Genomic DNA, 23,913 nt, shown 5'->3' with positions numbered 1-23,913 from the left:
GCGGAACTCCTGAATGGCTGGCGGGGTCTGTGGGTGATCCCTCGGAGGGAACCGGACACCTGGGCAGGGCACCGGTGTCAAGATGACACGGCCACGTGCCCGAAGGCGTCATTGCAGTCTCTCATGGTGACCACGCACGGCCCGAATCGCGTCGCCCTAGGCCGGCAGCACGCGGGCGTCGCCGGAGACGACCCGGCGCACGGCGAGCCGGTGAGCATCGCTGTCCGGGTCACGCCGGTCGTCGACGGCCCACCACTCCATCCGGGCCTCGGTCGGCGTGAGCTCCAGGACGCTGAACCCGTGGTCGTCGAGGTTGACGAAGCGCACGTGCGGGTTGACCACCTGGATGGCCGCTTCCATCGCCAGGGAGACGGTGCGCGGCTCGGTACCCATGTAGTCGTCGACGTTGTTGCTGGTGACGGCGTTGCAGACGAGCTCGGTGGCGACCGGCCGGCCCTCGAGCTCGATCTCGTTGCCCCAGGCGGTGTGCACGTCACCGCTGAGGAACATCACGTCCTCGACTCCCGCGTCGGCGATGCCCTGCAGGAGGCGACGCCGTTCGGCCGGGTACCCGTCCCAGGTGTCGGTGTTCGGACGCGCCTCGCCCCACGTCATGGGGTCGGTGGTCCGTTTCACGGCCAGCTCCTGTCCGCGCGGTCGAGGCGGCATGAGCATCGGCGCCATCATCACCGGGTTGCCGATGAGCTTCCACCGTGCCCCGGAGGTCCGCAGCGAGTCGGCCAGCCACCGCTCCTGCTGGTGGCCGGTGATCGTCCGGTCCTCACGATCGGTCTCGGGATCGTCGGCGTCGACACGTTCGTCACGGTGCCCGCGCAGGTCGAGCATGCTCAGGTCGGCGAGCCGCCCGAACACGAAGCGACGGTGGATGCGCTCGCCGTCGCCCACCTCGGCCGTCCCTCCCAGCCGCACCGGCATCCACTCGTCGTAGGCACGCAGCGCCGCCCGGCGTCGCTGCTCCCAGGGACCCTCGCTGACCGGGTCGTGCTCGAAGGCGCCACCGGGGTGCCAGCCGTCGGCAACCTCGTGGTCGTCCCAGGTGGCGATCATCGGCACCGTCGCGTGCAGTGCCGCCAGGTCCGGGTCGGTCTTGTACTGAGCGTGACGCCGGCGGTAGTCCTCCAGCGAGACGGTCTCGTGCGGCGGCTCGTGGCGGCGGACGTCCTCCCAGTAGTGACCGTGGCCGTACCTGCCCAGCTCGTACTCGTACAAGTAGTCACCCAGGTGGACGACGACGTCGAGGTCGTGGGAGCGCAGGTGCCGGTAGGCGCTGAAGTGGCCGGCCTGCCAGTTCGCGCACGAGACGACGCCGAGCCGCAGCCGCTCGACGTCGGCCTCCATGGCCGGGGCGGTGCGGGTACGACCGATGGCGACGTCGCGGCCGAGGCGGAACCGGAACCAGTAGGTCGTGGCCGGCTGCAGGCCCTCGGCGTCGACCTTGACGGTGTGGTCGCGGTCGGCATCCGTCGTGACGACACCCTCGGCGGCGACGCGCGAGAAGCCGGGGTCACGAGCGACCTGCCAGGTCACCTCGGCGACCTCGCCGATGCCGGAGCCGGCGGTCGCGTCCGGGCGGGGCGTCACGCGGGTCCACAGCACCACCGCATGGGGCAGTGGGTCTCCCGATGCGACACCGTGCTGGAAGACGCGGTGCCGGGTCGCCGGCGCCGGGGACGGCAACGAGACGAAGGTCGTGCCGATGCCGGCCGCGAGGCCGATCCCCCCGAGGATCATGGTGCGGCGCCCGAGGAGTGTGCTGGACGTCTCCACGAGGCCATTGCGCGCAGGTCAGGGTGAACCGCCGAGCCAGGAGACGGTGAACGTCGACCAACGGTCGCGGAAAGACTTCAGCGCTCGCGTCAGGGCGTTCGGATCGCACCAGAAGACCGGGACCGCCGGACGTCGAGAGTACTTGACGGACGGAGAGGCAGGGTCGGTATGCCAAGATCTGAACCTGCGACCTCCGCTCCCAATGCAGCATCGAGCACGTCCAGAGGGCGCTGGAACCGCAGCACGTACGAGGGGTCGAACCTGCCCTGAACCATCCGTGCGACCCAAGGCGGAGCACTCGCTCGAGAGGGGAGGTCGGCGGTGGTGATCCTTCCGCAGCCACAGGCCCGTTGTCTGGGTTTGGCGCTCGACCGCCCGCAACCTGATCGCAGGCAGGTCGAACACCTGACGACGCTGGTCGCCCACCACCGGCGCATCGGCGGGGTTGTTGTCACACGAGCCACAGCTCGCGGGAACGTGCCCCTCGTGCGCGCTCGCGCCCGAGGTGATCCAGCGCGTGACCCCGGCCAGCAAGAACCAGCGCGGCCCGCGGTGGATCAGGCGGCAGCGCGTCGCCGGGCAAGGAGCAGACCGCCCCCGACCAGGAGCCCGAGACCCGCCAACAGCAAGGCGAGGCGTGCGCCACCGGTATCGGGCAGGAGTGCCGGCAGCGCACTCTTCTCGGTCGCGGCTCCGCCCGTCGCAGAGACATCCTTGAGCTGCCCGTCGGATGTCTTCGAGGCCTGTGCCGCGCCCCCCGAGGTGGTCGGATCGCCAGTGCCCCCGCCGCTGCTCTCGTCGACCCCGCCGGGCACGGGCGCCTCGCCCTTCTTGCATCCGGCGTCGATGATCTCTTGCGCGTCCGGTCCCCAGTTCTGCCCGGGGAAGGAGGTCGTCTTGCCATGCTTGACATAAGAGAATGGCGGAATGATGTCGCCTGAGTGATTGGTGTGGCCAGGCGTGATCGCGTTGACCGAGGTCGTGATGACGTGCCCGTTGTCCGGGTTGCCCGGAGGCACGTGACAGTACGTGATCTTCTTGTTCTCGTTCTGCGAACGAGGGTTGGCGTTGACCGAACCCGAACCCCTCGCCATTCCGCTTCCACTTCCGGCATGCTTCCGGTTGCTGGCGCCGGTGCCGTCCTTCTTCAGCTGGCCAGGTGCCTGAGCTCGGCCCTTGCCGTTGGAGTGCGCGGGCGGGTTTCCACCCTTTGCGCCCGGCTCGCTCCTGGTCGGCTTGCGCTTGGACGCGTTCTTGTTCTCGTTCTTGGGCGTTGCCTGGTCCTTGCCGCCCTGGGCGGCAGCGAACAAGGAGGTCGTGCCGGAGGGCACGGCAGTGGAGGCAGCACTCGCGGTCCCGGTGTGCAGCATGCACAGGGCGACGCCCGTGGCGAGGGCCATCAGCGGCTTCTTCATGGCTCGGTCCGATCAGGAGAGTGACGGCTCCGGCGTGGGGCCGACAGGGGAAGGGCGATACCGATCAACGCGCGAGCTCGCTCGAAGTTACACGGTGCGACGACGCGCTCACACGGACGGACCCTGTGCGCACGAGACGGTGTCACGAAAACCATGCGCCCCAGGCGTCTCGCTTCGCCGCGCCGACGCGGACGTCGCCCTGCGGCGACGCGGCCGATCCCGCCACCACCAAGTCGGGATCACAAAGTCGGGGTGACAGTGTGCTGGTTCAGGACATAGGCAAGGGATGTCTCAGGACATAGGCAACACTTGCGGCCACGCTCCGGAGAGTGTCGAAAGCGAAGTTGGTCATCACCGCAGTCGTCGTTGAGGGACGTTCACAGGCCGAGGTGGCCCGCGCCTACGGGTTGTCCCAGGCCTGGGTCTCTCGACTGATGGCGCGCTACCGGCTCGAGGGCGAGGCCGCGTTCGAGCCTCGGTCCAGGCGCCCCAAAACCTCGCCCAACGCCACCCCAGCCGCGACCGTCGCCCTGGTCCTGAGGCTGCGCCACGACCTCACGACGGCAGGCCTCGACGCCGGCGCCGAGACCATCGCCTGGCACCTGGAACACCACCACCAGACCCCAGTGCCGCGCGCGACCATCCACCGGATCCTGATCCGACACGGCCTCGTGAGCCCCGAGCCGAAGAAGAAGCCGAAATCAGCCCTGCACCGCTTCGAAGCCTCCATGCCGAACGAGACCTGGCAATCAGATTTCACCCACTACCGCCTCACAACGGGTCTCGACGTCGAGGTCCTGACCTGGCTCGACGACTGCACCCGCTACGCCATCAACGTCACCGCGCACCGGGCCGTCACCGCGATCATCGTCCGCGACACCTTCCGCGAAGCCACCAAGACCGCTGGAATCCCGGCCTCAACCCTCACTGACAACGGCATGGTCTTCACGACCCGATTCGCCAGCCGCCCGGGCAGGAACGCCCTGGAGAACGAGCTCCACCGCCTGCACGTCATCCAGAAGAACGGCCGAGCGAACCACCCCACGACGCAAGGCAAGGTCTGTGAGTCTGATGTCAGTGCTGCACCGGCCCGGTCTGACCCCGGCCAAGGTGTGACCACGGTGTCCTGCGTTCGATTTGTCGGCCGGAGCCGGTGCAGCACCGTGAAGCGCACCGGCCAGACGGATCTGACCTGATAGGAGCTTGGACTAGAAGCCCCGTCACAGACCTGTCGCCCGTCCGGCCGGTTCGCCTCATCCGTCAGATCAGTCCTAACGGAGGAGCGACATCCAGCATGACAAGCACACACACGACAGTGCCAGCACCGGTCTTGGTGATCGGCGGGGTTGACACTCACAAGCACACTCACTACGCCGCAGCCATCGATGATCAGGGACGACTGCTCGGGCATCAGGAGTTCCCAGCCAACGACCGCGGCTACCGGGAGTTGCTGGCCTGGATGCGAGCCCGGGGTGCAGTCCAGGCAATCGGGGTCGAGAGCACCGGCTCGTCCGGCGCAACCCTGACTCGAGCGTTGTCCAAGGCCGGCGAACGAGTGGTCGAGGTGAACCGGCCCAACCGCATCGCACGTCGCATGGACGGCAAGTCCGACCGTCTCGATGCCGAGCAGATCGCCAGAGCGGTTCTCGGGCAGACCTCCACCGCGGTCCCGAAGTCCAAGTCCGGGGCCGTGGAGGTGATCCGGACCCTGCGGGTGACCCGTGCCAGTGCGGTCAAGGCCCGCACGCAGGCGTTCAACACTCTCTGGGGCGTCATGATCGGCGCACCCTCGCCACTGCGCGATGAGCTGGTTGACCTGACCAAGCGGACTCTGGTCAACCGCTGCTTGCGGCTGCGTCCAGAGACCGATGACCTGCTCTCGCTGAAGAGCGACACGGACCGTCTGCTGCTGGCAGCAGTCAAGACATGCCTGCGGGACTTAGCCCGCCGCTGGAAAGCGCTCGATGAGGAAATCAAGGTCCTCAACACACAGATCGAGGCCTTCGTCCGCGCAACAGCTCCAGAGCTCATCGAGCTCCACGGCGTGGGCGTCGAGATCGCCGGCCAGTTCTTGGTCACCGCTGGCGACAACCCCGAACGCATCCGCAACGAGGCAGCATTCGCCAAACTCTGCGGCGTCGCGCCGCAGCCCGCGAGCAGCGGACGGACCACCGGGCGGCACCGCCTCAGCCGGGGCGGTGACCGGGCAGCCAACAGCGCCCTTTACATCGTCACCATCGTCCGGATGCGCCATCACCAACCGACCCGCGACTACGTCGAACGGCGCACCGCCGAGGGCCTGAGCAAGCGCGAAATCATCCGCTGCCTCAAGCGCTACATCGCCCGCGAAGTCTTCAACAACCTGCCGAAACAGGCGACCAACGACCGACCAGTCGAATCCGCCCAAACTGCAGCTTGACGAACATAGGAGCATCGAACGCTTCCAACAGACCATGAAGAAGTGGCTCCGCGCCCAACCCGACCAGCCAGCCACGACCGCCGAGCTGCAGACGCTACTGGACACCTTCGTCGACGAATACAACCACCGGCGCCCTCATCGCTCCCTGCCGCACCGAGCACCACCGGCCGCGCTCTTTCAGACCATGCCCAAAGCGCTACCCATGAACAGTCGCGACACCGAGACCCACGCTCGCATCCGACACGACCGCGTCGATGCCAGCGGCGTCGTCACCCTGCGCATCGCCGGCCGACTCCACCACATCGGCTGTGGTCGAACCCACGCCCGAACCCACGTCATCCTGCTCATCCACGACCTCCACGTCCGCATCATCAACGCCACCACCGGAGAACTCCTCCGAGACCTGACCATCGACCCCAACCGCGACTACCAACCCCAAAAATGACGACAGCCGGACCCACTCCGTGGGTCCGGCTGTCCGCGATGTCCTGAGACACCACAAAGTCGGGATGACAGGATTTGAACCTGCGACCCTCCGCTCCCAAAGCGGATGCGCTACCAAGCTGCGCCACATCCCGAGTGCTGCCGAGGCAGCGGTCCGAGTCTAGGGCGTGCCCCTCGCCCCCGCGAAGCGGGTTCTTCGGCATCGAGCCATCGGCTCCCACGCCAGTCAGTAGCGTGGACCCGTGGACGTCCAGCCGCTGTCACACGTCGTGGACCTCGTGGCGTCCCGGCCGGCGCGGGCCGGGGACACCCGCGTGGTGGCGGTCGACGGCCCCAGCGGCTCCGGCAAGACGACCCTGGCCCGACGCCTGGCACATCTGCTGGACTGCCAGACGATCCACATGGACGACCTCTACCCAGGCTGGGACGGGCTGGCCGAGGCACCCGGGCTGCTCGTCGACCAGGTCCTGCACCCGCTCTCACAGGCAGAGCCCGCCTCCTACCGACGCTGGGACTGGCACGCCCACCAGTGGGCGGAGTCGCACCCGGTGGCACCCGAGCCCGTGCTGCTCATCGAGGGAGTCGGCAGCGCCGCCCTCCGCTGCGCCCCCTACCTCTCGCTGATCGTGTGGATCGAGGCCCCTCGCGAGGAACGCATGCGTCGCGGCCTCGAGCGCGACGGCGAGACGTACCGCCCCCACTGGGAACGCTGGGCCCGGCAGGAGCAGGAGCTGTTCGCCGCCGACCACACCCGCGAACGCGCCGACCTGGTCGTCGACGGGTTCCCGTCCGTCGCACACGACCCTGACACGCAGGTCGTCCTGACGTCCTGACCCCGGTCCGGCGGGCCGTACCCGGCACCCGTCGCGGCTGTGGCATCATGGACGCTGCTGCACGCAGCACGCGGACGTAACTCAATGGCTAGAGTCCCTGCCTTCCAAGCAGGAGGTTGCGAGTTCGAATCTCGTCGTCCGCTCCAGCAACGAACTGGCTCGTCCACCGGGACGGGCCAGTTCTGTATCTCGGGCACTCCGACAGTCAGTCGTCGCGGCTCAACACCAGGACGGCCCGGTCGTCGTCATGCACCGGCACCTGGTCGATGACCCGGCGGGCCAGTCCGTCGACGCCACGGGTCATGGCCTCCTGCGCCACACCCCGGAGCCAGTCGACCCCCTCGTCGATGTCCCGGTCGCGGGTCTCCACGATGCCGTCGGTGTAGAACAGCAGGGCCTCCCCCGGTGCCAGCGTCCCGACCGTCCGGTCGAACTGCGGACGCGGCAGGAGCCCGAGCGCGACTCCTCGCGCGGAGTCGGCCACCCACTCGTCGTGGTTCCAGCGCAGCGCCGGCGGATGACCGGCACTGATGATCGAGTAGGAGCCGGACTGCAGGTTCGCGATGACGTGCACGGCCGTCGCGAACCCCTCCTCCCAGTCCTGCCGCAGCAGGTAGTCGTTGGCCGCCGCGAACAGTCCCAACGGCGGCAGCGAGCCGATCAGCCCACCCAACGCGCCTGCCAGCTGGAGTGACTGCGTCCCGGCCGCCACCCCCTTGCCGCAGACGTCGACGAGGATCATCTCCAACGTCGCCTTGTCGTCGGAGAGGTCTGCGACGAGGAAGTCGCCGGAGAACTTCGCGCCCCCCGCAGACTTCATGGCCGACTGCGAGCGCCACCCGAGCGGCAGGGGTGGCACCACACCCTGGGCCTGGAGCCGGTCGTTGAGGTCGACGAGCATCGCCTCGCCCAACGGTCCGGGCAGGCCGCTACGACGTCGACGGGCCTCGAACAACAAGATGGCGGCCACGAGGGCGAGCGTGACGATCGAGCTGACTCGTCCCGGCGACGTCCCCTCCTCGAGGGTGCGGATCGTGGTGGTCACCACCACGGCCACGGCCACCACGAAGACGAGGACCCACAGCGGCCGGTACCGCAGCGTCAACGACCCGAGCAGGAGCGGGACGACGAACGTGACGGCCGGGAAGGCTCCGTAGACGACGATGGAGCCCACCAGGATGGCGATGCTCATGGCGATCAGCACCGAGAGGACCGCCACCTGGCCCTCCGTGGTCCCGGTGCGCCAGCGGATGAACCTCTGATCGATGTACGCGACAGCGCTGGGCATCACGCGTCGCAGGATCATTCGATCAGCGTATCGGTGTCCTGACACCTCGGACACCAGAACAGGTTGCGCCCTCCGAGCACGTCGGCGGCGACCGGCGTACCGCACACCCGGCACCCCTCACCGGCCCGCCGGTACACATAGGAACGGCGCTCCTGCGAGCGCCTCCCGGGCTCGTCGGCCCGACGCAGCGTCTCGATCCGGCCGGTCCGCACACCGCGACGCATCAGGGCACGCAGGTCATCCCACATCGCCAGCCAGACCTCGTGCGGCAGGTCGCGACCGGGCAGGTACGGGTGGACCCCGTGCCGGAACAACAGCTCGGCCCGGTAGACGTTCCCGACGCCCGCCACGACCGTCTGGTCCATGAGCAGCGACGCGATCGACGTCCGCGACCGGGAGATGCGGCGCCAGGCACGCTCGGGGTCAGCGCCACGACGCAGAGGGGCGGGGCCGAGCCGCGCCAGCAAGGCGTCCACCTCCTCGGGCAGCATCAGCTCGCAGGTGTTCGGGCCGCGCAGGTCACCGACCATCTCACCGCCCACGACCCGCCAACGCACCTGGCCGACGGGTGCCGGCACGTCATCGACCACGGTCTCGAACCGGAAGGTGCCGTACAGGCCGAGATGGACGTGCACCTGGCCGTCGATCCCGTCGAACCCGACCAGCAGGTGCTTGCCCCAGGCCTGTGCCGACGTCAGGATGTGCCCGTCGAGCAGTGCCGCCGTCTCAGCGAACCGCCCCTGAGGACTGGAGGACCGGACGGCCTGCCCGGCCAGGGTGCGCCGCACCGTCGAGGCGAGACGGTGCAGCGTGTGACCCTCAGGCAAGCTCGCCGGTCGTCTCGTACGCCGCCAGCAGGTCGAGGCGTCGCTGGTGACGGTCCTGCCCGCTGAACGGTGTCGTCAGGAAGGCCTCGACGATGGCGATGGCCTCCTGCTCGGAGTGCATCCGACTGCCGACGGAGACCACCTGGGCGTCGTTGTGCTCACGGGCCAGACGTGCGGTCTCGATGCTCCAGGCGAGTGCCGCGCGGGCACCCTGGACCTTGTTGGCGGCGATCTGCTCACCGTTGCCCGAGCCGCCGATGACGACGGCCAGCGACCCCGGCTCGTCCACGGTCGCCCGCGCGGCGGCGATGCAGAACGGCGGGTAGTCATCGAGCGCGTCGTACTCGTGGGCACCGTGGTCGACCGGCTCGTGGCCGTTGGCCTCCAGCCACTCGACGAGGCGGTTCTTCAGCTCGAATCCGGCGTGATCAGTACCCAGGTGAACGCGCATGCCGTCAGTCTTGCAGAACGCAGACGCCTGACGTCATGGAGTCCGGGCCATCGGCCCCTCACTGATGACGTGCCCGCGCCCGCAGGGAGTCGAGCCACGCCCCGACGGAGACCACGAGCTCCCGGGCGGCGTCGAAGCGTTCGGGCTGACGCCAGAAGGAGTGCACCATCCCGAGGGCGCGGTGCCCCGTCACCTCGACTCCGGCGTCGGCGAGGGCCACGGCCAGCTGCTCACCCTGGTCTCGCAGGATGTCGTGCTCGCAGGTGACCACGTGGGTGGGCGGGAAGCCAGCGAGGTTCGGTGCGCGCAAGACGCTGACCTCGGCCAGCTCGCCGGCATCTCCGGGTGCGTACACCTGCCACATCCACTCCATCGTCGCGCGCACCAGCGCTGCGTTCTCCAGGTCCGCCGGCAGCTCGGCACGACGATCGGTGGGCGGATAGAGCAGCGCCAGGGCGTCAAGAAGCCGCGGCTCGCGCACCGTGAGCCCGGCGAGCAGGTTGGCACCGGCGGAGTCGCCGATGCCGGGAACCCATCCGGTGTCGACGCGCAGCGTCCGTCCCTCCTCACGCAGCCAGCGGGCCGCACGCTCAAGGTCGTCGAGCCCCGCCGGATGTGGGTGCTCGGGAGCGAGCCGGTAGTCGACCGACAGCAGCGCCCAGCCCGTCACGTGCGCGAGATGACGACAGAACGCGTCGTGGGTCTCGAGGTCGTGGAACACCCACCCGCCGCCGTGGACGTAGAGCGCGGCAGGGGCACCGAGACGGGGGCGGTAGAGGCGACACGGCACTGAGTCGGCGTCCACGTCGGCCACGTGGTCAAGCCCCACCCGGGGCCCGGCGAGCGCCAGCTCTCGGGCCGCGGCTCGTGTCGCCACGACCTCGTCCAACGACGCCGGAGGTCCGGCAGGCTCCCCCAGCTCCTCGAGGAGCGCACGGGACTGAGGATGCAGTGCCATGCGACCAAGATTAGGTGGTCCCTGCCATGCCGCGAACAGGACCGTCGCGCGCCAGCATGTCTCTGCCCACAGGTTCGGATCAGTCTCTGGTGGGTGTCGGTGGGGTCGTCTAGTATTGGAACACAACAGCGATTCAAGGATTCCTTGATCGAGAGGGGATGTGTTTCCGTTGGCGGCGCCGGTGCTGGAGGCCACTGCTTCTGTGGTGGACAAGCTCGCGCGGGTGCATGAGGTCCTGGGCTCGATCGAGACCTCTGAGTTCACAGGATTGAGTGGGTCGCAGCAGCGTGAAGCGGCGACCTCGCTGTCTCGCCTGGAGGCGAGGGTGACGGCCTACAAGCTGGCCGCGGTGGCGGCGGTCGAGTCCTCGGGTGAGGCGCGGCGGCAGGGGGCGACGTCGACGGCGTCGATGTTGTCGAACGACTTCGGTGGCGATCGTCGTGGTGCGTGTGGCACGGTCCGGCGGGCCAAGAAGATCGAGCAGACACCCCAGTCCCATGAAGCCATGGCCCAAGGCCGGTTGAGTGCCAAGCAGGCGCGGGTGATCGAGAAAGCCCTTGACCTCCTCCCCGAAGAGACGCCCAAAAATGCTCGGGAGGCGTGTGAGACACAGCTGGTCGAGGACGCACCCCGGATGGATCTACGGCAGCTCCAACGACAGGCCGACCGTGTGGTGGGTTCCTTCATCAGACCCGAGAGCGTCGATGAGGGTGAGAACGACATCGTCCAGGCACGCGAGCAGCGTGCCTGGAACACTGCGGAGTTCTGGATGGGCGCCCCGATCGATGGGACCGTCAAGGGCGGGTTCACGATCCCCGAAGCCCAAGCCGCCCACCTGCGCGTGGCACTGGAAGCCTTGTGTGCCCCGCAGATCGAGATCACTGGACCAGGTGAAGCCTCCCGCGCCACCAGTGGGGTGTTGCTGGACGAACGGCCGTCTTATGGCCGTCGTCAGGGCTGGGCGTTCGCCCATTTGTGTGAGCTGCTGCCAGTCGACCGGTTGCCGGAGACCAACAATGTTGGTCCGATCATGACCGTCAACATCGACCACCAGACCCTGCTCGACCAGCTCAAGGTCGCCGTCTTGTCCACCGGAGAGACCCTCTCTGCCGGTCAGGCGCGGCGGATGGCGTGTGAGCACCGGATCCTTCCGGCGGTCTTCGGCGGAGACTCACTCCCCCTCGACCTCGGCAGAGACAAGCGCCTCTACACCCTTCACCAACGCCGGGCCTTAGAGCTCAGCCAGAAAGGTTGCGTCTTCCCTGGATGCGACAGGCCACCGGGATGGTGCGTCGTCCACCACGGCGGCGAGTCCTGGGCGGCCGGCGGCCAGACGGACTTGAAGGACGGAGTCCTGCTCTGCCCCCACCACCACCGGATCCTCCACACCGATGGGTGGGACGTGCACTTCACCACCGACGGCATCCCAGAACTCGTCCCACCCGCATCCCTGGACCCCAGACGCAGACCCCGCCGACACCGACGATTCCCATGACCCTCAGGAGAACTCTGCCCACCGTGGGCGCAGGAGGCGCCGGCTCGTTCCCCTCGCCGGAGGTGGTCAGGCGCCGTCAGTCGAAGATGGGATCGCGAGTACGGGTGCGCTTGAGCTCGAAGAAGCCGTCATACCCGGCCAGCAGACGGGCGCCGTCGAAGATACGTCCGGCGTCCTCGCCCTTGGGGGCCGGCGAGAGGACGGGCCCGAAGAACGCGACGCCGCCCACCGAGATGACCGGTGTGCCGACCTCCTGGCCGACACGGTCGATCCCGTCGGCATGGGAGGCACGCACCGCATCATCCAGCGAGACGTCGTCCGCCGCGGCCGCCAGCTCCACTGGCAGTCCGACCTCGGCCAGCACCTCCTCGTACAGGGTCGGCCCGAACTCACGACCACCGGGATGACGCGCGATGCCGATCGCCGTGTAGAAGTCACGCAGGGCCTGCTGACCGTGCTGCTGCTCCACCGCGATGGCCAGCCGGACCGGACCCCAGCCGACCTGGATCATCTCCCGGTACTCCTCAGGGACGTCCTTGTCCTCGTTGAGGACCGACAAGCTCATGACGTGGAAGACGGTGCGCACGTCACGGACCTTCTCCACCTCCAGCATCCAGCGCGACGTCAGCCACGCCCAGGGGCACAAGGGATCGAACCAGAAATCGACGGTCTCGGTCTCGGAGTCGCTCATGTCAAGGACCAACCGTGACCAGCAGACAGACATTCCCACCCAACACCCGGCATCTCGCCTGACGGTTCTCACACCTGCGCCGGGCGTGACGTGCGGACAGTGTTACGGAAAGAAGACATCCGGGGCGACCGGGACGAAACATGCCCTCCATAGCGTCGAGCCACTGCCCGCCACGAGAGCACCGGAGCACCCATGGCCATCGACGTCGACGCGCACCCACCCGCCACGTCCTCTCCCCCTGCCCCGCCGCAGGCCCGACGCACCGGGCGCTGGATCGAGCACTGGGACCCGGAGGACGAGCAGTTCTGGGCCTCCACCGGCCGGAGCGTGGCTCGCCGGAACCTCATCTGGTCGATCTTCGCCGAGCACCTCGGCTTCTCTATCTGGCTGCTCTGGAGCGTCGCCGCGACGTACCTCGCCTCGGCCGGTTTCTCCTTCACCCCTCAGCAGCTCTTCTGGCTGGTGGCCGCGCCCAACCTGGTCGGCTCCCTGCTCCGGCTCCCCTACACCTTCGCGGTCCCGAGGTTCGGTGCCCGCAACTGGACGGTGGTGAGCGCCCTGTTGCTGCTCGTGCCAACCGGCCTGTTCGCCTGGTTCGTGCAGCGACCCGACACGCCGTACTGGGTCTTCATCCTGATCGCAGCAACGGCCGGCGTCGGCGGTGGCAACTTCGCATCATCCATGGCCAGCATCAACTTCTTCTACCCCGCCGCCAAGAAGGGAGCCGCGCTCGGCCTCAACGCCGCCGGAGGCAACCTCGGCGTCTCACTGATCCAGCTCCTCCTTCCGGTCATCGTCGGCGGGGTCGGGCTGTTCGGCCTGGTCCAAGCCAGCGACCAGATCTCGCTGGAGCACGCCGCCTACGTGTGGGGCGCCCTCGTGCTCGTGGCAGCCGCCGGCGCCCATCTGTTCATGAACAACCTGTCCGTGGCGTCGTCGCGGCCACGCGAACAGCTGCGCTCGCTGCGCTACCGGCACACCTGGATCATGTCGTTCCTCTACGTCGGGACGTTCGGGTCGTTCATCGGTTTCTCCGCAGCCATGCCGCTGCTGATCAAGATCAACTTCTGGAACCAACCGCTGCCGACGGTCGAGGGGATCGGCATCAACGCCGCCTACTACGCCTTCCTCGGCGCGCTCATCGGATCCGTCACCCGGCCGCTCGGCGGGTGGCTCGCCGACCGCCTCGGCGGAGCACGCGTGACGGTGGCCTCGTTCGCCCTCATGGCCGTCGGCACCCTGACCGTGATGTACACCCTCTCCACCCTGGCACCGGTCCCCGCGATCGACCCCGAGACCGTCGATGCCGCGACGTTCACCCACCCCGATGCGGTGCTCGAGGCCGTGGAGGCCAACACCGACGTCTTCCCCTGGTTCCTCCTGGCCTTCCTGTTCGTCTTTGCCGCGTCAGGCATCGGAAACGGCTCGACCTACCGGATGATTCCCATCATCTGGAAGGTCCGTGCGGAGCAGGCCGGACCGGAGGGCTCAGACGTGCGAGCCCGGGCGCTGCTGAGCTCGACCCGCGAGGCCTCCGCGGTCCTGGGCATCGTGGGCGCCATCGGCGCAGTGGGAGGGTTCCTGGTGCCGATCACGTTCGGCTCACCCTGGATCAGTGATCCTGTGCAGGCCGTCCGGGTGGCCTTCGGAGTGTTCACCGCCTTCTACGTGGTGTGCCTGGCAGTGACCTGGATCTGCTACCTGCGGCCAGGGTCGGCGATGGCCCGCGCGAAGGTCTGACACGGTGACGGACACCCACTGCCCATACTGCGCCCTGCAGTGCGCCCAGCGGCTCGACGGCCATCCCCTGGTCGCCGAGCCGCGGGCGTTCCCCACCAACGATGGCGGCATGTGCCAGAAGGGGTGGACGTCCACCGAGCTGCTCCGTGCGCCGGACCGGTTGACCACGCCGCTGCGTCGCACCGACTCGGGGTTCGAGCCGGTGTCGTGGCCGGTCGCCCTCGACGCGATCGCTGATCGGGTGCGTGCGATCTCGGCGAAGCGCGGCCCCGATGCGATCGCGGTCTTCGGTGGCGGCGGACTCACCAACGAGAAGGCCTACCAGCTCGGCAAGTTCGCGCGCCTGGCACTGCGCACCAGGATGGTCGACTACAACGGACGCTTCTGCATGTCCTCCGCCGCGGCTGCCGCCAACCGCAGCCTCGGGATCGACCGCGGCCTGCCGTTCCCCCTGACCGACCTGCGCGACGCGGACGCGGTCCTCCTGCTGGGCAGCAACCTGGCCGACACGATGCCACCGTCGGTACAACATCTTGGCGAAGTGCGCGCCAAGGGCGGGCTGATCGTCGTCGACCCGCGACGCACCGCCACCGCCCAGCTGACCGATGACGGCGGCGGCGAGCACGTCCAGCCGATGCCGGGCACCGACCTCGTGCTGCTGCTCGGGCTCCTGCACGTCGTGCTCGGCGAGGAGCTGGCCGACACCCACTACCTCACACGTCGGGTCGACGGCCTCGACGCCGTGCGACGCAGCGTCGCCGAGTGGTGGCCGGAGCGGGTGGCATCCGCCACGGGCGTGCCGGAGACCCAGCTACGACGAGTGGCCCTGCGCCTGGCCGACGCCGCCCCGCACCGTGGCGGCCGGGGCGCCTTCGTGCTCACCGGCCGTGGCGTGGAGCAGCACACGGACGGCACAGCCACCGTCAGCGCTGCGATCTCACTCGCCCTCAGCCTCGGCCTCGCCGGTGCCGAGCGCGGCGGCTACGGCGCGATCACCGGCCAGGGGAACGGACAGGGCGGACGGGAGCACGGGCAGAAGGCCGACCAGCTTCCCGGGTACCGCTCCATCGAGGATCCAGCCGCTCGGGAGCATGTGGCCGCGGTCTGGGGCGTGGATCCGCGGGACATTCCCGGCGCCGGGGTCCCGGCCGTGCAACTGCTGAGGTCGTTGGGGACTCCCGACGGCGCCCAGGCACTGTTCGTGCACGGCTCGAACGTCGTGGTCAGCGCGCCCGATGCGACCGCCGTGCGTGAACGGCTGCGTTCCCTCGACCTGCTCGTCGTCTGCGACGTCGTCCCGTCCGAGACGGCCCGGCTGGCCGACTTCGTCCTACCGGTCAGCCAGTGGGCCGAGGAGGAGGGCACGATGACCAACCTGGAAGGACGTGTCCTGCGTCGGCGGCGGGCGGTGGCGCCACCCGGCGAGGTCCGCGACGAGCTCTGGATCTGGGCCGAGCTGGCCCGACGTCTGCAGGCGCCGTCGGTGTGGCCGACCGACGCCCGCGACGTCTTCGAGGAGCTGCGCCGTGCGAGCGCAGGAGGTCGCGCCGACTACGCAGGCATCGACTACGCACGCCTCGACGCCGGGGAGTCGCTGTACTGGCCCTGTCCCGATCCCGATCACCCGGGGACGCCCCGCCTGTTCAGGGACACCTTCCCGACGCAGACCGGTCGCGCGACGATGGTCCCGGTCCGGGCTCGCGGCCCCGCCGACGACGTCCGGGCCGACGCACCGGTCTACCTCGTGACCGGACGCCTGCTCGAGCACTACCAGTCCGGTGCGCAGACCCGCCGGGTCCCGCGCCTGAACAACCTGGCACCTTCCGCCCACGTCGAGATCCATCCCACGCTGGCTGACCGTCACGGCATCGAGGAGGAGGACGCGGTGCGGCTCACGTCGTCACGCGGCCAGATGACGGCACCGGCCCGCCTGAGCCGGGACATCCGGCCCGACACGGTGTTCGTGCCGTTCCACTTCGCCGACGCAGGGATGGTCAACGCACTCACGAACGACGCCACGGACCCGGTCTCAGGCATGCCCGAGTTCAAGGTCTGCGCGGTCACGATCGAGCCGGACCGCCGGACGGGCGATGGCCCGGTAGCGGACGACACGAAGGAGCCCGTCGCATGAGAAAGATCGTCGTCGTGGGAGCCGGCATGGTCGGTCACCGATTCGTCCAGGAGCTCCTCGCGCTCGATGAGTCGCACGAGGTCGTGCTGCTGGGCGATGAGCACCACCAGCCCTACAACCGAGTCCTGCTGTCGGAGGTCGTGGCGGGGAGGGCGGAGGTCACGGGGCTCGCCCTGCCTGCACTCGAGGGAGCCGACGTGCGGCTCGGGTCACCCGTCGTCGATGTGGACCGACGACGGCGCGCCGTGCGCACCCGTGAGGGTCGCACGTTCGAGTACGACCATCTGGTGCTCGCGACCGGCGCTCGGGCCCGGGTCGCTGCGCTTCCGGGGCTGCTCGACCCCGAGGGGGAGCTCGTCGGCGGCACACACGTCCTGCGCACCGTCGACGACGCGCGGGCGATCCTCGCCGGCTCTGCCAACGCACGGCGTGTCACGGTCGTCGGCGCCGGAGCGATCGGCCTCGAGGTCGCGTGCGGACTGCGTCATCGCGGCGTGGACGTGACCCTGGTGGCGTCCCGCGACGCCGTGCTGGACCGCGAGCTCGGGGATGCCGGCGGACGTGTCGCCGCCACCACCGTGCGCGACACGGGCGTCCGGCTCCTGGCCCGCTCGACCGTCTCGACCGTCGTGCAGGAACGCGGCAGGATCACAGCAGTGCGGCTCAGCGACGGTCGCCGGCTCCCGACCGACCTGCTCGTGCTGTCGGTCGGCTCGATCCCCGAGACCACCCTGGCAGCCCGCAGCGGTCTGGCGACCAAGGGCGGCGTCGTCGTCGACACTTCTCTCAGCACCGACGACCCGTCGATCAGCGCCATCGGCGACTGCGCCCGAACGCCGCAGGGCACCAGCGGCCTCGTCGCACAGGGCTGGGAGCAGGCGGGAGCCTTGGCGCGTCTGCTGGATCGAGGAGAGACGACCCCGGCCAGGTCGACGACGGCGTCGGCCATGCGGCTGAAGGCGGTCGGGATGAGCGCCGTCAGCATGGGTGTGCGACCTGAGGCCGCCGAGCCGTCGGACCGTGTGCTGACTCTGGATGACAGCCGCGCCCGGCGCCACGTCGACATCGTGGTGCGCCGCGGCACGCTCGTCGGTCTCACCTGCGTCGGAGCCCCGGACGTCGCAGCCCGCCTGTCCACCCTGCTGGACCGGCCGGGGGTGATTCCCGCCGATCCGCTCCAGCTGCTCACCGCAGACCCTGGGGAGCTCGACGTCTCACCGGCCACCCTGCCTGCGACCAGCACCGTGTGCCGGTGCAACGGAGTCTCCAAGGGCGACGTCGTCGCAGCATGGGATGCCGGGCATCGTGGGGTGGACGACATCGCGGACGCCACCCGCGCAACCACGGGCTGCGGCGGGTGCACGACTGCGGTGTGCAGTCTCATCGAGTGGCTGCAGGAGCGCGCGCAGGACGACGCGACCGCCTCCTCACACGTCGTCGGCGCCAACCGTGAGCCAAGTGTTTCCGTCGGGTAACACGACGCGCGACCGGTCGACACATACCGGACCTACGGTCGAGACATGGAACGCAGGAAGCTGGTTGTCGTCGGCGCCGGCATGGTCGCCCACCGACTCGTCGAAGCACTCGTCGAACGCGGCGGACTCTCCCACTGGAGCGTCGACGTGTACGGCGAGGAGGACCACGCACCGTACGACCGTGTCGCGCTCACCAGCTTCTTCGAGCTCGAGGACACCTCGGACCTGCTGCTCGGCAGCGCCGAGCTCTGGGAGCAGCCCGGCGTCCAGCTCCACCGTGGCACCCGCGTGGATGCCCTCGACACGAAGTCGCGGACGATCACCGTGGGAGAGGACCAGGTTGCCTACGACGCTCTGGTCCTGGCCACGGGGTCCTATGCCGCGACACCTCCGGTGGAGGGGACCGACCTTCCCGGCGCCTTCGTCTACCGCACCGTGGAGGACGTCGCCGCACTGCGATCCTGGGTCACCGACCGCGGTCGCGCGCACGGACACGCCGTCCGTGGCGTCGTGGTGGGCGGAGGTTTGCTCGGTCTCGAGGCAGCCGGAGCCCTGCAGCAGCTCGGCGCCGAGACCACCGTCGTCGAGTTCGCCGACCGCCTCATGCCGTTGCAGGTCGACGCAGGCGGTGGCGCGGCTCTGCACCGCATCATCGACACGCTGGGGGTCACCGTCAGCACGTCCAGCGCCACGACCGGGCTCGAGGCCGGCGACGACGGTTCCGTCGCGCGTCTGCTCGTGCAGGACGGAGCGGCCCTCGATGCGGACGTCGTGGTCTTCGCCACCGGCGTGCGCCCACGCGATGAGCTGGCTCGGGCCGCGGGCCTGACGGTTCATCCACGCGGTGGCGTGGTCACGGACGAGGGCTGCCTCACGAGCGCCCCCGACGTCTACGCGGTCGGCGAGGTGGCCTGCATCGCCGACCAGGTGTGGGGGCTGGTGGGGCCCGGGTACACCATGGCCGAGATCGTCGCCGACCGCCTGCTCGGCGGCGATGCCGCCTTCGAGAGCGGCGACCTCTCCACCAAGCTCAAGCTGCTCGGCGTCGACGTCGCGAGCTTCGGCGACGCGTTCGCCACGACGCCCGGCAGCCTGGAGGTCGTCTACGCCGACCCGGTCGCCGGCGTCTACAACAAGCTCGTCCTGAGCGACGACGCCACGACCCTGCTCGGGGGGATCCTGGTCGGTGACGCGTCGGCCTACGGGAGCCTGCGTCCCCTCGTGGGGAGCGAGCTCGGCGGTGACCCCCACGGCTGGCTGCTCCCCGAGGGGTCCGGACCGCCCTCCGGCGGAGCACTGCCGGACGAGGCCACGGTCTGCTCCTGCAACAACGTGACGGCGGGCGCCGTGCGGTGCGCAGTCACCGACGACGGCTGCACCGACGTCGGCGGCGTCAAGGGATGCACTCGTGCGGGCACCAGCTGTGGCTCCTGCGTCCCGCTGCTCAAGCAGCTCGTCGACACCGAGCTGGTCAACAGTGGGGCCGAGGTCCGCGACGACCTGTGCGAGCACTTCGCGCTCAGCCGTGCCCAGCTGTTCGACGTCGTGCGAGTCAGCGGCATCACGACGTTCAGCGAGCTCCTCGAGCGGCACGGGCGTGGGCGTGGGTGTGACATCTGCCGGCCGGTGGTCGCCTCGATCCTCGCGAGCCTGTACCAGCAGCACGTGCTCGACGGGGAGAACGCGGCTCTGCAGGACACCAACGACCACGTCATGGCGAACATGCAGAAGGACGGCACCTACTCGGTGGTGCCCCGCATCCCCGGTGGCGAGGTCACTCCCGAGGGACTCATCGTGATCGGTGAGGTGGCCCGCGACTTCGGCCTCTACACCAAGATCACCGGGGGCCAGCGCGTCGACCTGTTCGGCGCACGCATCGAGCAGCTGCCGGCCATCTGGTCACGTCTCGTGGACGCCGGCTTCGAGTCCGGTCATGCGTACGGGAAGTCGCTGCGCACGGTGAAGTCCTGTGTCGGCTCGACGTGGTGCCGCTTCGGGGTGCAGGACGCCGTCGGTCTGGCCATCGCACTCGAGCTGCGCTACCGCGGGCTCCGCTCGCCGCACAAGCTCAAGCTGGGGGTCTCCGGATGCGCCCGGGAGTGCGCCGAGGCTCGAGGCAAGGACGTCGGCGTCATCGCCACCGACCAGGGGTGGAACCTGTACGTCGGCGGCAACGGCGGCTTCACACCTCGGCACGCACAGCTCCTCGCCGAGGACCTGACCACCGAGCAGCTCGTCCGGGCGATCGACCGCTTCCTCATGTACTACGTCCGCACGGCCGACCGGCTCCAGCGCACCGCGCCGTGGATCGAGTCGGTGGACGGCGGGCTGGAGGCCGTCCGCGCCGTCGTCATGGACGACTCCCTCGGCATCGCCGAGGACCTCGACGCCGCCATGGACACCCACGTCGGTGGCTATCGTGACGAGTGGGCCGCGACGCTGAACGACCCGGAGAAGCTGCGTAAGTTCGCCTCGTTCGTCAATGCACCCGACACCGCCGACCCTGACCTCGTCCACGTCCCGGAGCGTGGTCAGAGGAGACCTGCGACGCAGGAGGAGCGTGCCGTCCTCGTCGCCGGCGAGACCCTGCCCGTCCGCACCGCAGGAGGACCACTGTGACCACCCACCTGGAGTCCGTCGTCAGCACGCACGTGCCGGTGTGCCGGCTCGCCGACCTGCACCCGGATCGAGGCGTCGCCGCCCTGGTCGACCGATGCCAGGTGGCGATCTTCCTGCTGTCCGGGACGCGAGAGGTGCTCGCCGTCTCGCACCGGGACCCGTTCACCGGCGCGAACGTCATCGCCCGCGGACTCGTGGGCTCACGCAACGACGTCCCGACCGTGACCTCTCCCCTGCACAAGCAGGTCTTCGACCTGCGGACCGGCCGCTGCCTCGACGAGCCGGAGGTCTCGCTGCAGACGTGGCCGGTCCGCGTCACCGGCGACGTCGTGGAGATCGGCGGTCCTGGGGCCGGCCTGTGACCACCCTGAGCAAGGTCCTGGCCGGCACCTCGATCCTCGTCACGGCGCAGCGACGTGCCGAGGAGCTGTCCAACGCACTCGAGCGTCGAGGGGCCGAGGTGACCGTGGCGGCTGCGCTCGGGGTGCAGTCGCACATCGACGAGGCCGGGCTCCTGGACGTCACCCGGCGGCTGGTCGCCGCCCCGCCCGACGTGCTGGTCGTCACGACGGGCATCGGGTTTCGTGGCTGGTTGGACACCGCCGAGGCGTTCGACCTCGCTGCCCCTCTGCTGGAGGCACTTCGTCGCACCCGCATCGTCGCGCGTGGACCCAAGGCGCGCGGCGCCCTGCAGGCGGCCGGCCTGACGCCGGACTGGGTCGCTGAGTCCGAGACCTCGGCGGAGATCATCGAGCTGCTGCTCGCCGAGGGGGTCGAGGGCCAGCACCTCGCCGTGCAGCACCACGGGGCCGGGGACGACGGCATCGAGCATGCGCTGCGATCGGCCGGCGCGACCACGTCGACCATCGTGGTCTACCGCTGGGGTCCCCCACCCGATCCCGAGTCGCTCGATCGTTCCGTCACGGACGCAGCAGCAGGCGGCTTCGACGCGATCGTGTTCACCTCGGCGCCGGGAGCATCCTCGTGGCTCAAGGTGGTGGCCGAGCAGGGGTACCTGGAGTCGCTCCGCGACCTCGAGGGCGCCGGCCGTCTGGTCCTTGCCGCCGTCGGGCCGGTCACGGCTGACCCCCTCGTGTCGTCCGGGTTCGAGCCCCTGGTGCCGGAACGCTCTCGGCTCGGCGCGCTCGTGCGTGAGCTCATCGTCCAGCTGGGCGAGGAGTCGACGACGATCCGCGTCCCCGCAGGCGCGCTGCGCATCCGCGCCGGAGTGGCCACCCTCGACCATCAGCTACTCGGTGTCTCCCCCAGCGGAGTCGCCGTCCTGCGTGCCCTCGCGGCATCGCCGGGAGCGGTCGTCTCGCGTGAGGACCTGCTCGAGGTGCTCCCGGGCGCGTCACAGGACCCCCACACCGCCGAGATGGCTGTGGCCCGTCTGCGGGAGGCTGTCGGGCGCTCCACCATCCGCACCGTCGTGAAGCGTGGTTACCGACTCGACGTCCAGGAGAACCCATGAGACCTGCCCTCGTCGCCACCAGCCACGGAACCTCTGACCCGGCGGGACAGGCCGCGATCGCCGCACTCGTCGACGCGGTGCGTGAACAGTTGCCGGGCGTGGACGTCCACGAGGCGTTCGTGGACGTCCAGTCCCCCCGTCCCGACGAGGTCACCGCGACCCTCGGTGGACGCGTCACCGTGGTGCCGCTGCTCCTCGCACCCGGCTTCCACGCGCGCGTCGACATCGCCCGCGCGGCCCGCGCGCCGGAAAGCAGCGCGGCCGCCACCCTCGGCCCTGACCGGCGCCTGGTCGCGGTCCTCGTCCGACGTCTCCTCGAGTCGGGCGTCCGGGACGGCGACACGCTCGTGCTCGGCGCCGCCGGGTCCCATGACCCGGCGGCCCTGGCCTGCTTCGAGCAGATCGCCCGGGACCTGGGCGCGGCCGTCGGCCAGATCGTGCCGATCGGCTACGTCGGGGGCAACGGACGACCATTGGAGGACGTCGTGCGCGAGGCGCGGCAGGCCGACCGTCGCGTCGTCGTCTCCTCACTCCTCATGGCTCCCGGCTTCTTCCACGGACGGTTGGCGGTGTCGGGCGCCGACGTGGTGACCCGCCCCCTCCTGGACGGCGACCCGCCGGACCCACGCCTGGTCGAGCTGGTGATCGACCGGCACGACGCCGCGCTGACGCGGTTCGCCTCAGCTCGCAGCGGCGGGTGACAGCGGACGCCCCGCCCGCATCTCCTCCACCAGCGAGGCGACCACGGCGTCGAGCCGCCCCCCGTTGGCCTCGGCGACACGTCGTTGCCGACGATAGGACGGTCCGTAGCGGACGATGTCGTCGACATGACCCAGCTCCTCGGTGCAGCCCAGCTTCTCGGCCACCGGAGCGAGCCGCTCCAGCAGCCGTGCGAGGTCGGCGGTGACGAGGTCCTCGTGGGCGTACTGGTCGAGGATGAGCCATGAGTCCATGCCGTACCGGGCCGAGCGCCACTTGTTCTCCTGGGCGAACCAGGGAGGCAGGTCGGGGAGCTCGCGACCGGCGTCCAGCTCGGACGAGAAGTGCTCGACCAGGCAGTGCGTCAAGGCCGACGTCCCCAAGAGCTCCTGCATCGTCGGCACACCGTCACAGATGCGGACCTCGAGCGTCCCGAACTTCGGCGACGGCCGCAGGTCCCACCGGATCTCGTCGAAGATGTCGATGACGCCGGTGGTGGTGAGGTCCTGCACGTAGTGCTCCAGCTCGGACCACTGCGTGAAGTGGAACGGCAGGCCGGCCGTGGGCAGCTGCTGGAACATGAGCGCCCGGTTGGACGCGTAGCCGGTCTCCTTGCCGCCCCAGAACGGTGACGACGCGCTGAGTGCCTGCAGGTGCCCGTAGTAGGCAAGCATGGCGTTGCTGATCGGCAACACCTTGTCGCGGTCCTCGATGCCGACGTGGACGTGGACGCCGTAGATGAGCATCTGCCGGCCCCACCACTGGGTGCGATCGATGAGGGTCTGGTACCGCTCCTTGTCGGTGACGCGTTGGTTGTCCCACCGCGCGAACGGGTGCGTCCCGGCACTCATCAGCTCCACACGCAGCGGATCGGTGACGGCGCGGATCTCCTCGATCGCACGCTGCAGGTCCGCCCCGGCCTCCCCGACGGTCCGCCGCACCTGCGAGACCACCTCGACGGTGTTGAGCAGCAGCTCCTGGCGGATGCTCGGGTGGTCGCCACCGCCCGGTGGGGCGACGGCATCCAGGATCGTCTGTGCGACCTGCCGCAGGTCCCCGGAGTCGGTGTCGACGAGGGCGAGCTCCCACTCGATGCCCACGCTCGAGCGCTCCGATACGGCGAAGGGAATGTCCACAGGTTCCATCCTGCCCCAGACGCAGGCTCT

General features: G+C 69.5%; 20 protein-coding genes and 2 tRNA genes. 13 read left to right on the top strand and 9 right to left on the bottom strand.

Annotated elements, in window-relative coordinates; translation table 11 throughout:
* Positions 1–156 precede the first annotated feature (156 nt).
* Together ACEVFP_RS04655 and ACEVFP_RS04650 are read right to left on the bottom strand one after the other, a co-directional pair.
* Positions 157–1,788 carry an alkaline phosphatase D family protein gene (locus ACEVFP_RS04655; RefSeq protein ID WP_375002333.1) on the bottom strand — a complete coding sequence of 544 codons (1,632 nt, stop codon included), beginning with the start codon at positions 1,786–1,788 and terminating at the stop codon, positions 157–159.
* 557 nt (positions 1,789–2,345) lie between these two features.
* Positions 2,346–3,203, bottom strand: coding sequence for an LPXTG cell wall anchor domain-containing protein (locus tag ACEVFP_RS04650; RefSeq protein WP_375002332.1), 858 nt, complete (start codon positions 3,201–3,203; stop codon positions 2,346–2,348).
* Positions 3,204–3,532: 329 nt separating this feature from the next.
* On the opposite strand from ACEVFP_RS04650, the gene ACEVFP_RS04645 reads away from it, so the two are divergent.
* The 3 genes from ACEVFP_RS04645 (at position 3,533) to ACEVFP_RS04635 (ending at position 6,067) form a co-directional block, all read left to right on the top strand.
* Positions 3,533–4,399 carry a DDE-type integrase/transposase/recombinase gene (locus ACEVFP_RS04645; RefSeq protein ID WP_375002331.1) on the top strand — a complete coding sequence of 289 codons (867 nt, stop codon included), beginning with the start codon at positions 3,533–3,535 and terminating at the stop codon, positions 4,397–4,399.
* Positions 4,400–4,536: 137 nt separating this feature from the next.
* Positions 4,537–5,622 (top strand): IS110 family transposase, encoded by a 1,086-nt coding sequence (locus ACEVFP_RS04640; protein ID WP_375003761.1) that lies wholly within the window; start codon positions 4,537–4,539, stop codon positions 5,620–5,622.
* Positions 5,612–6,067 carry an integrase core domain-containing protein gene (locus tag ACEVFP_RS04635; RefSeq protein WP_375003760.1) on the top strand — a complete coding sequence of 152 codons (456 nt, stop codon included), beginning with the start codon at positions 5,612–5,614 and terminating at the stop codon, positions 6,065–6,067. The genes ACEVFP_RS04640 and ACEVFP_RS04635 overlap by 11 nt, the downstream gene beginning before the upstream one ends.
* A gap of 59 nt (positions 6,068–6,126) precedes the next feature.
* Here ACEVFP_RS04635 and ACEVFP_RS04630 read toward each other — a convergent pair.
* Positions 6,127–6,200 (bottom strand) — tRNA-Pro (locus ACEVFP_RS04630).
* A 108-nt stretch (positions 6,201–6,308) separates the two neighbouring features.
* On the opposite strand from ACEVFP_RS04630, the gene ACEVFP_RS04625 reads away from it, so the two are divergent.
* Positions 6,309–6,899 (top strand): AAA family ATPase, encoded by a 591-nt coding sequence (locus ACEVFP_RS04625; RefSeq protein ID WP_375002330.1) that lies wholly within the window; start codon positions 6,309–6,311, stop codon positions 6,897–6,899.
* Positions 6,900–6,969: 70 nt separating this feature from the next.
* Positions 6,970–7,045, top strand: a tRNA-Gly gene (locus ACEVFP_RS04620).
* Between the two features lie 59 nt (positions 7,046–7,104).
* On the opposite strand, the gene ACEVFP_RS04615 is transcribed toward ACEVFP_RS04620, so the two are convergent.
* From ACEVFP_RS04615 to ACEVFP_RS04600, 4 genes are read right to left on the bottom strand one after another with little or no spacing between them, the layout of a single operon-like run.
* The gene (locus ACEVFP_RS04615) at positions 7,105–8,205 is read right to left on the bottom strand and encodes a PP2C family protein-serine/threonine phosphatase (RefSeq protein ID WP_375002328.1); all 1,101 of its coding nucleotides are present in this window, start codon (positions 8,203–8,205) and stop codon (positions 7,105–7,107) included.
* Positions 8,202–9,014: an Fpg/Nei family DNA glycosylase gene (locus tag ACEVFP_RS04610; protein WP_375002326.1), complete on the bottom strand. Its 813-nt coding sequence runs from the start codon at positions 9,012–9,014 to the stop codon at positions 8,202–8,204. Before ACEVFP_RS04610 ends, ACEVFP_RS04615 begins: the two co-directional genes overlap by 4 nt.
* Positions 9,007–9,465: a ribose-5-phosphate isomerase gene (locus ACEVFP_RS04605; protein ID WP_375002324.1), complete on the bottom strand. Its 459-nt coding sequence runs from the start codon at positions 9,463–9,465 to the stop codon at positions 9,007–9,009. Before ACEVFP_RS04605 ends, ACEVFP_RS04610 begins: the two co-directional genes overlap by 8 nt.
* Before the next feature lie 58 nt (positions 9,466–9,523).
* A complete protein-coding gene (locus ACEVFP_RS04600) occupies positions 9,524–10,423 on the bottom strand; it encodes an alpha/beta hydrolase (RefSeq protein WP_375002323.1) in 900 nt (299 codons plus the stop codon).
* A gap of 160 nt (positions 10,424–10,583) precedes the next feature.
* Here ACEVFP_RS04600 and ACEVFP_RS04595 point away from each other — a divergent pair, with 160 nt between their 5' ends.
* Entirely contained in the window at positions 10,584–11,918 is a 1,335-nt protein-coding gene (locus ACEVFP_RS04595) for a DUF222 domain-containing protein (RefSeq protein ID WP_375002320.1), read from the top strand.
* 76 nt (positions 11,919–11,994) lie between these two features.
* On the opposite strand, the gene ACEVFP_RS04590 is transcribed toward ACEVFP_RS04595, so the two are convergent.
* Positions 11,995–12,609: a disulfide bond formation protein DsbA gene (locus ACEVFP_RS04590; protein ID WP_375002318.1), complete on the bottom strand. Its 615-nt coding sequence runs from the start codon at positions 12,607–12,609 to the stop codon at positions 11,995–11,997.
* 192 nt (positions 12,610–12,801) lie between these two features.
* On the opposite strand from ACEVFP_RS04590, the gene ACEVFP_RS04585 reads away from it, so the two are divergent.
* The 7 genes from ACEVFP_RS04585 to ACEVFP_RS04555 are packed head-to-tail and all read left to right on the top strand — an operon-like array spanning position 12,802 to position 22,749.
* Positions 12,802–14,349, top strand: a complete 1,548-nt coding sequence (locus ACEVFP_RS04585) for an MFS transporter (RefSeq protein ID WP_375002316.1) — start codon at positions 12,802–12,804, stop codon at positions 14,347–14,349.
* A 4-nt stretch (positions 14,350–14,353) separates the two neighbouring features.
* Complete coding sequence (locus tag ACEVFP_RS04580; RefSeq protein ID WP_375002315.1) at positions 14,354–16,480, top strand: molybdopterin oxidoreductase family protein; 2,127 nt, start codon at positions 14,354–14,356, stop codon at positions 16,478–16,480.
* The gene (locus tag ACEVFP_RS04575) at positions 16,477–17,955 is read left to right on the top strand and encodes an FAD-dependent oxidoreductase (protein WP_375002313.1); all 1,479 of its coding nucleotides are present in this window, start codon (positions 16,477–16,479) and stop codon (positions 17,953–17,955) included. The genes ACEVFP_RS04580 and ACEVFP_RS04575 overlap by 4 nt, the downstream gene beginning before the upstream one ends.
* A 45-nt stretch (positions 17,956–18,000) precedes the next feature.
* On the top strand, positions 18,001–20,574 hold the full coding sequence (gene nirB, locus ACEVFP_RS04570) for a nitrite reductase large subunit NirB (protein ID WP_375002312.1): 2,574 nt from the start codon (positions 18,001–18,003) through the stop codon (positions 20,572–20,574).
* A complete protein-coding gene (nirD, locus tag ACEVFP_RS04565; RefSeq protein WP_375002310.1) occupies positions 20,571–20,936 on the top strand; it encodes a nitrite reductase small subunit NirD in 366 nt (121 codons plus the stop codon). Before nirB ends, nirD begins: the two co-directional genes overlap by 4 nt.
* Positions 20,933–22,048 carry a uroporphyrinogen-III synthase gene (locus ACEVFP_RS04560; RefSeq protein WP_375002308.1) on the top strand — a complete coding sequence of 372 codons (1,116 nt, stop codon included), beginning with the start codon at positions 20,933–20,935 and terminating at the stop codon, positions 22,046–22,048. Before nirD ends, ACEVFP_RS04560 begins: the two co-directional genes overlap by 4 nt.
* Entirely contained in the window at positions 22,045–22,749 is a 705-nt protein-coding gene (locus ACEVFP_RS04555) for a sirohydrochlorin chelatase (RefSeq protein WP_375002306.1), read from the top strand. The genes ACEVFP_RS04560 and ACEVFP_RS04555 overlap by 4 nt, the downstream gene beginning before the upstream one ends.
* Here ACEVFP_RS04555 and ACEVFP_RS04550 read toward each other — a convergent pair.
* Positions 22,729–23,883, bottom strand: coding sequence for a glutamate--cysteine ligase (locus ACEVFP_RS04550; RefSeq protein ID WP_375002305.1), 1,155 nt, complete (start codon positions 23,881–23,883; stop codon positions 22,729–22,731). The genes ACEVFP_RS04555 and ACEVFP_RS04550 overlap by 21 nt on opposite strands.
* Positions 23,884–23,913: the final 30 nt, after the last annotated feature.

This window comes from Aeromicrobium sp. CTD01-1L150 (assembly GCF_041951745.1).
Lineage (GTDB): Bacteria > Actinomycetota > Actinomycetes > Propionibacteriales > Nocardioidaceae > Aeromicrobium.
The sequence above is the reverse complement of the archived record's forward strand: the minus strand, read 5'-3'. Positions and strand labels throughout refer to the sequence as shown.

Bases quoted from the DNA above. Each gene is read 5' to 3' on its own strand.
- ACEVFP_RS04615 (WP_375002328.1), bottom strand. From the start codon at position 8,205: ATGATCCTGCGACGCGTGATGCCCAGCGCTGTCGCGTACATCGATCAG.
- nirB (WP_375002312.1), top strand. From the start codon at position 18,001: ATGGAACGCAGGAAGCTGGTTGTCGTCGGCGCCGGCATGGTCGCCCAC.
- ACEVFP_RS04590 (WP_375002318.1), bottom strand. From the start codon at position 12,609: ATGAGCGACTCCGAGACCGAGACCGTCGATTTCTGGTTCGATCCCTTG.
- ACEVFP_RS04600 (WP_375002323.1), bottom strand. From the start codon at position 10,423: ATGGCACTGCATCCTCAGTCCCGTGCGCTCCTCGAGGAGCTGGGGGAG.
- ACEVFP_RS04555 (WP_375002306.1), top strand. From the start codon at position 22,045: ATGAGACCTGCCCTCGTCGCCACCAGCCACGGAACCTCTGACCCGGCG.
- ACEVFP_RS04605 (WP_375002324.1), bottom strand. From the start codon at position 9,465: ATGCGCGTTCACCTGGGTACTGATCACGCCGGATTCGAGCTGAAGAAC.
- ACEVFP_RS04650 (WP_375002332.1), bottom strand. From the start codon at position 3,203: ATGAAGAAGCCGCTGATGGCCCTCGCCACGGGCGTCGCCCTGTGCATG.
- ACEVFP_RS04575 (WP_375002313.1), top strand. From the start codon at position 16,477: ATGAGAAAGATCGTCGTCGTGGGAGCCGGCATGGTCGGTCACCGATTC.
- ACEVFP_RS04585 (WP_375002316.1), top strand. From the start codon at position 12,802: ATGGCCATCGACGTCGACGCGCACCCACCCGCCACGTCCTCTCCCCCT.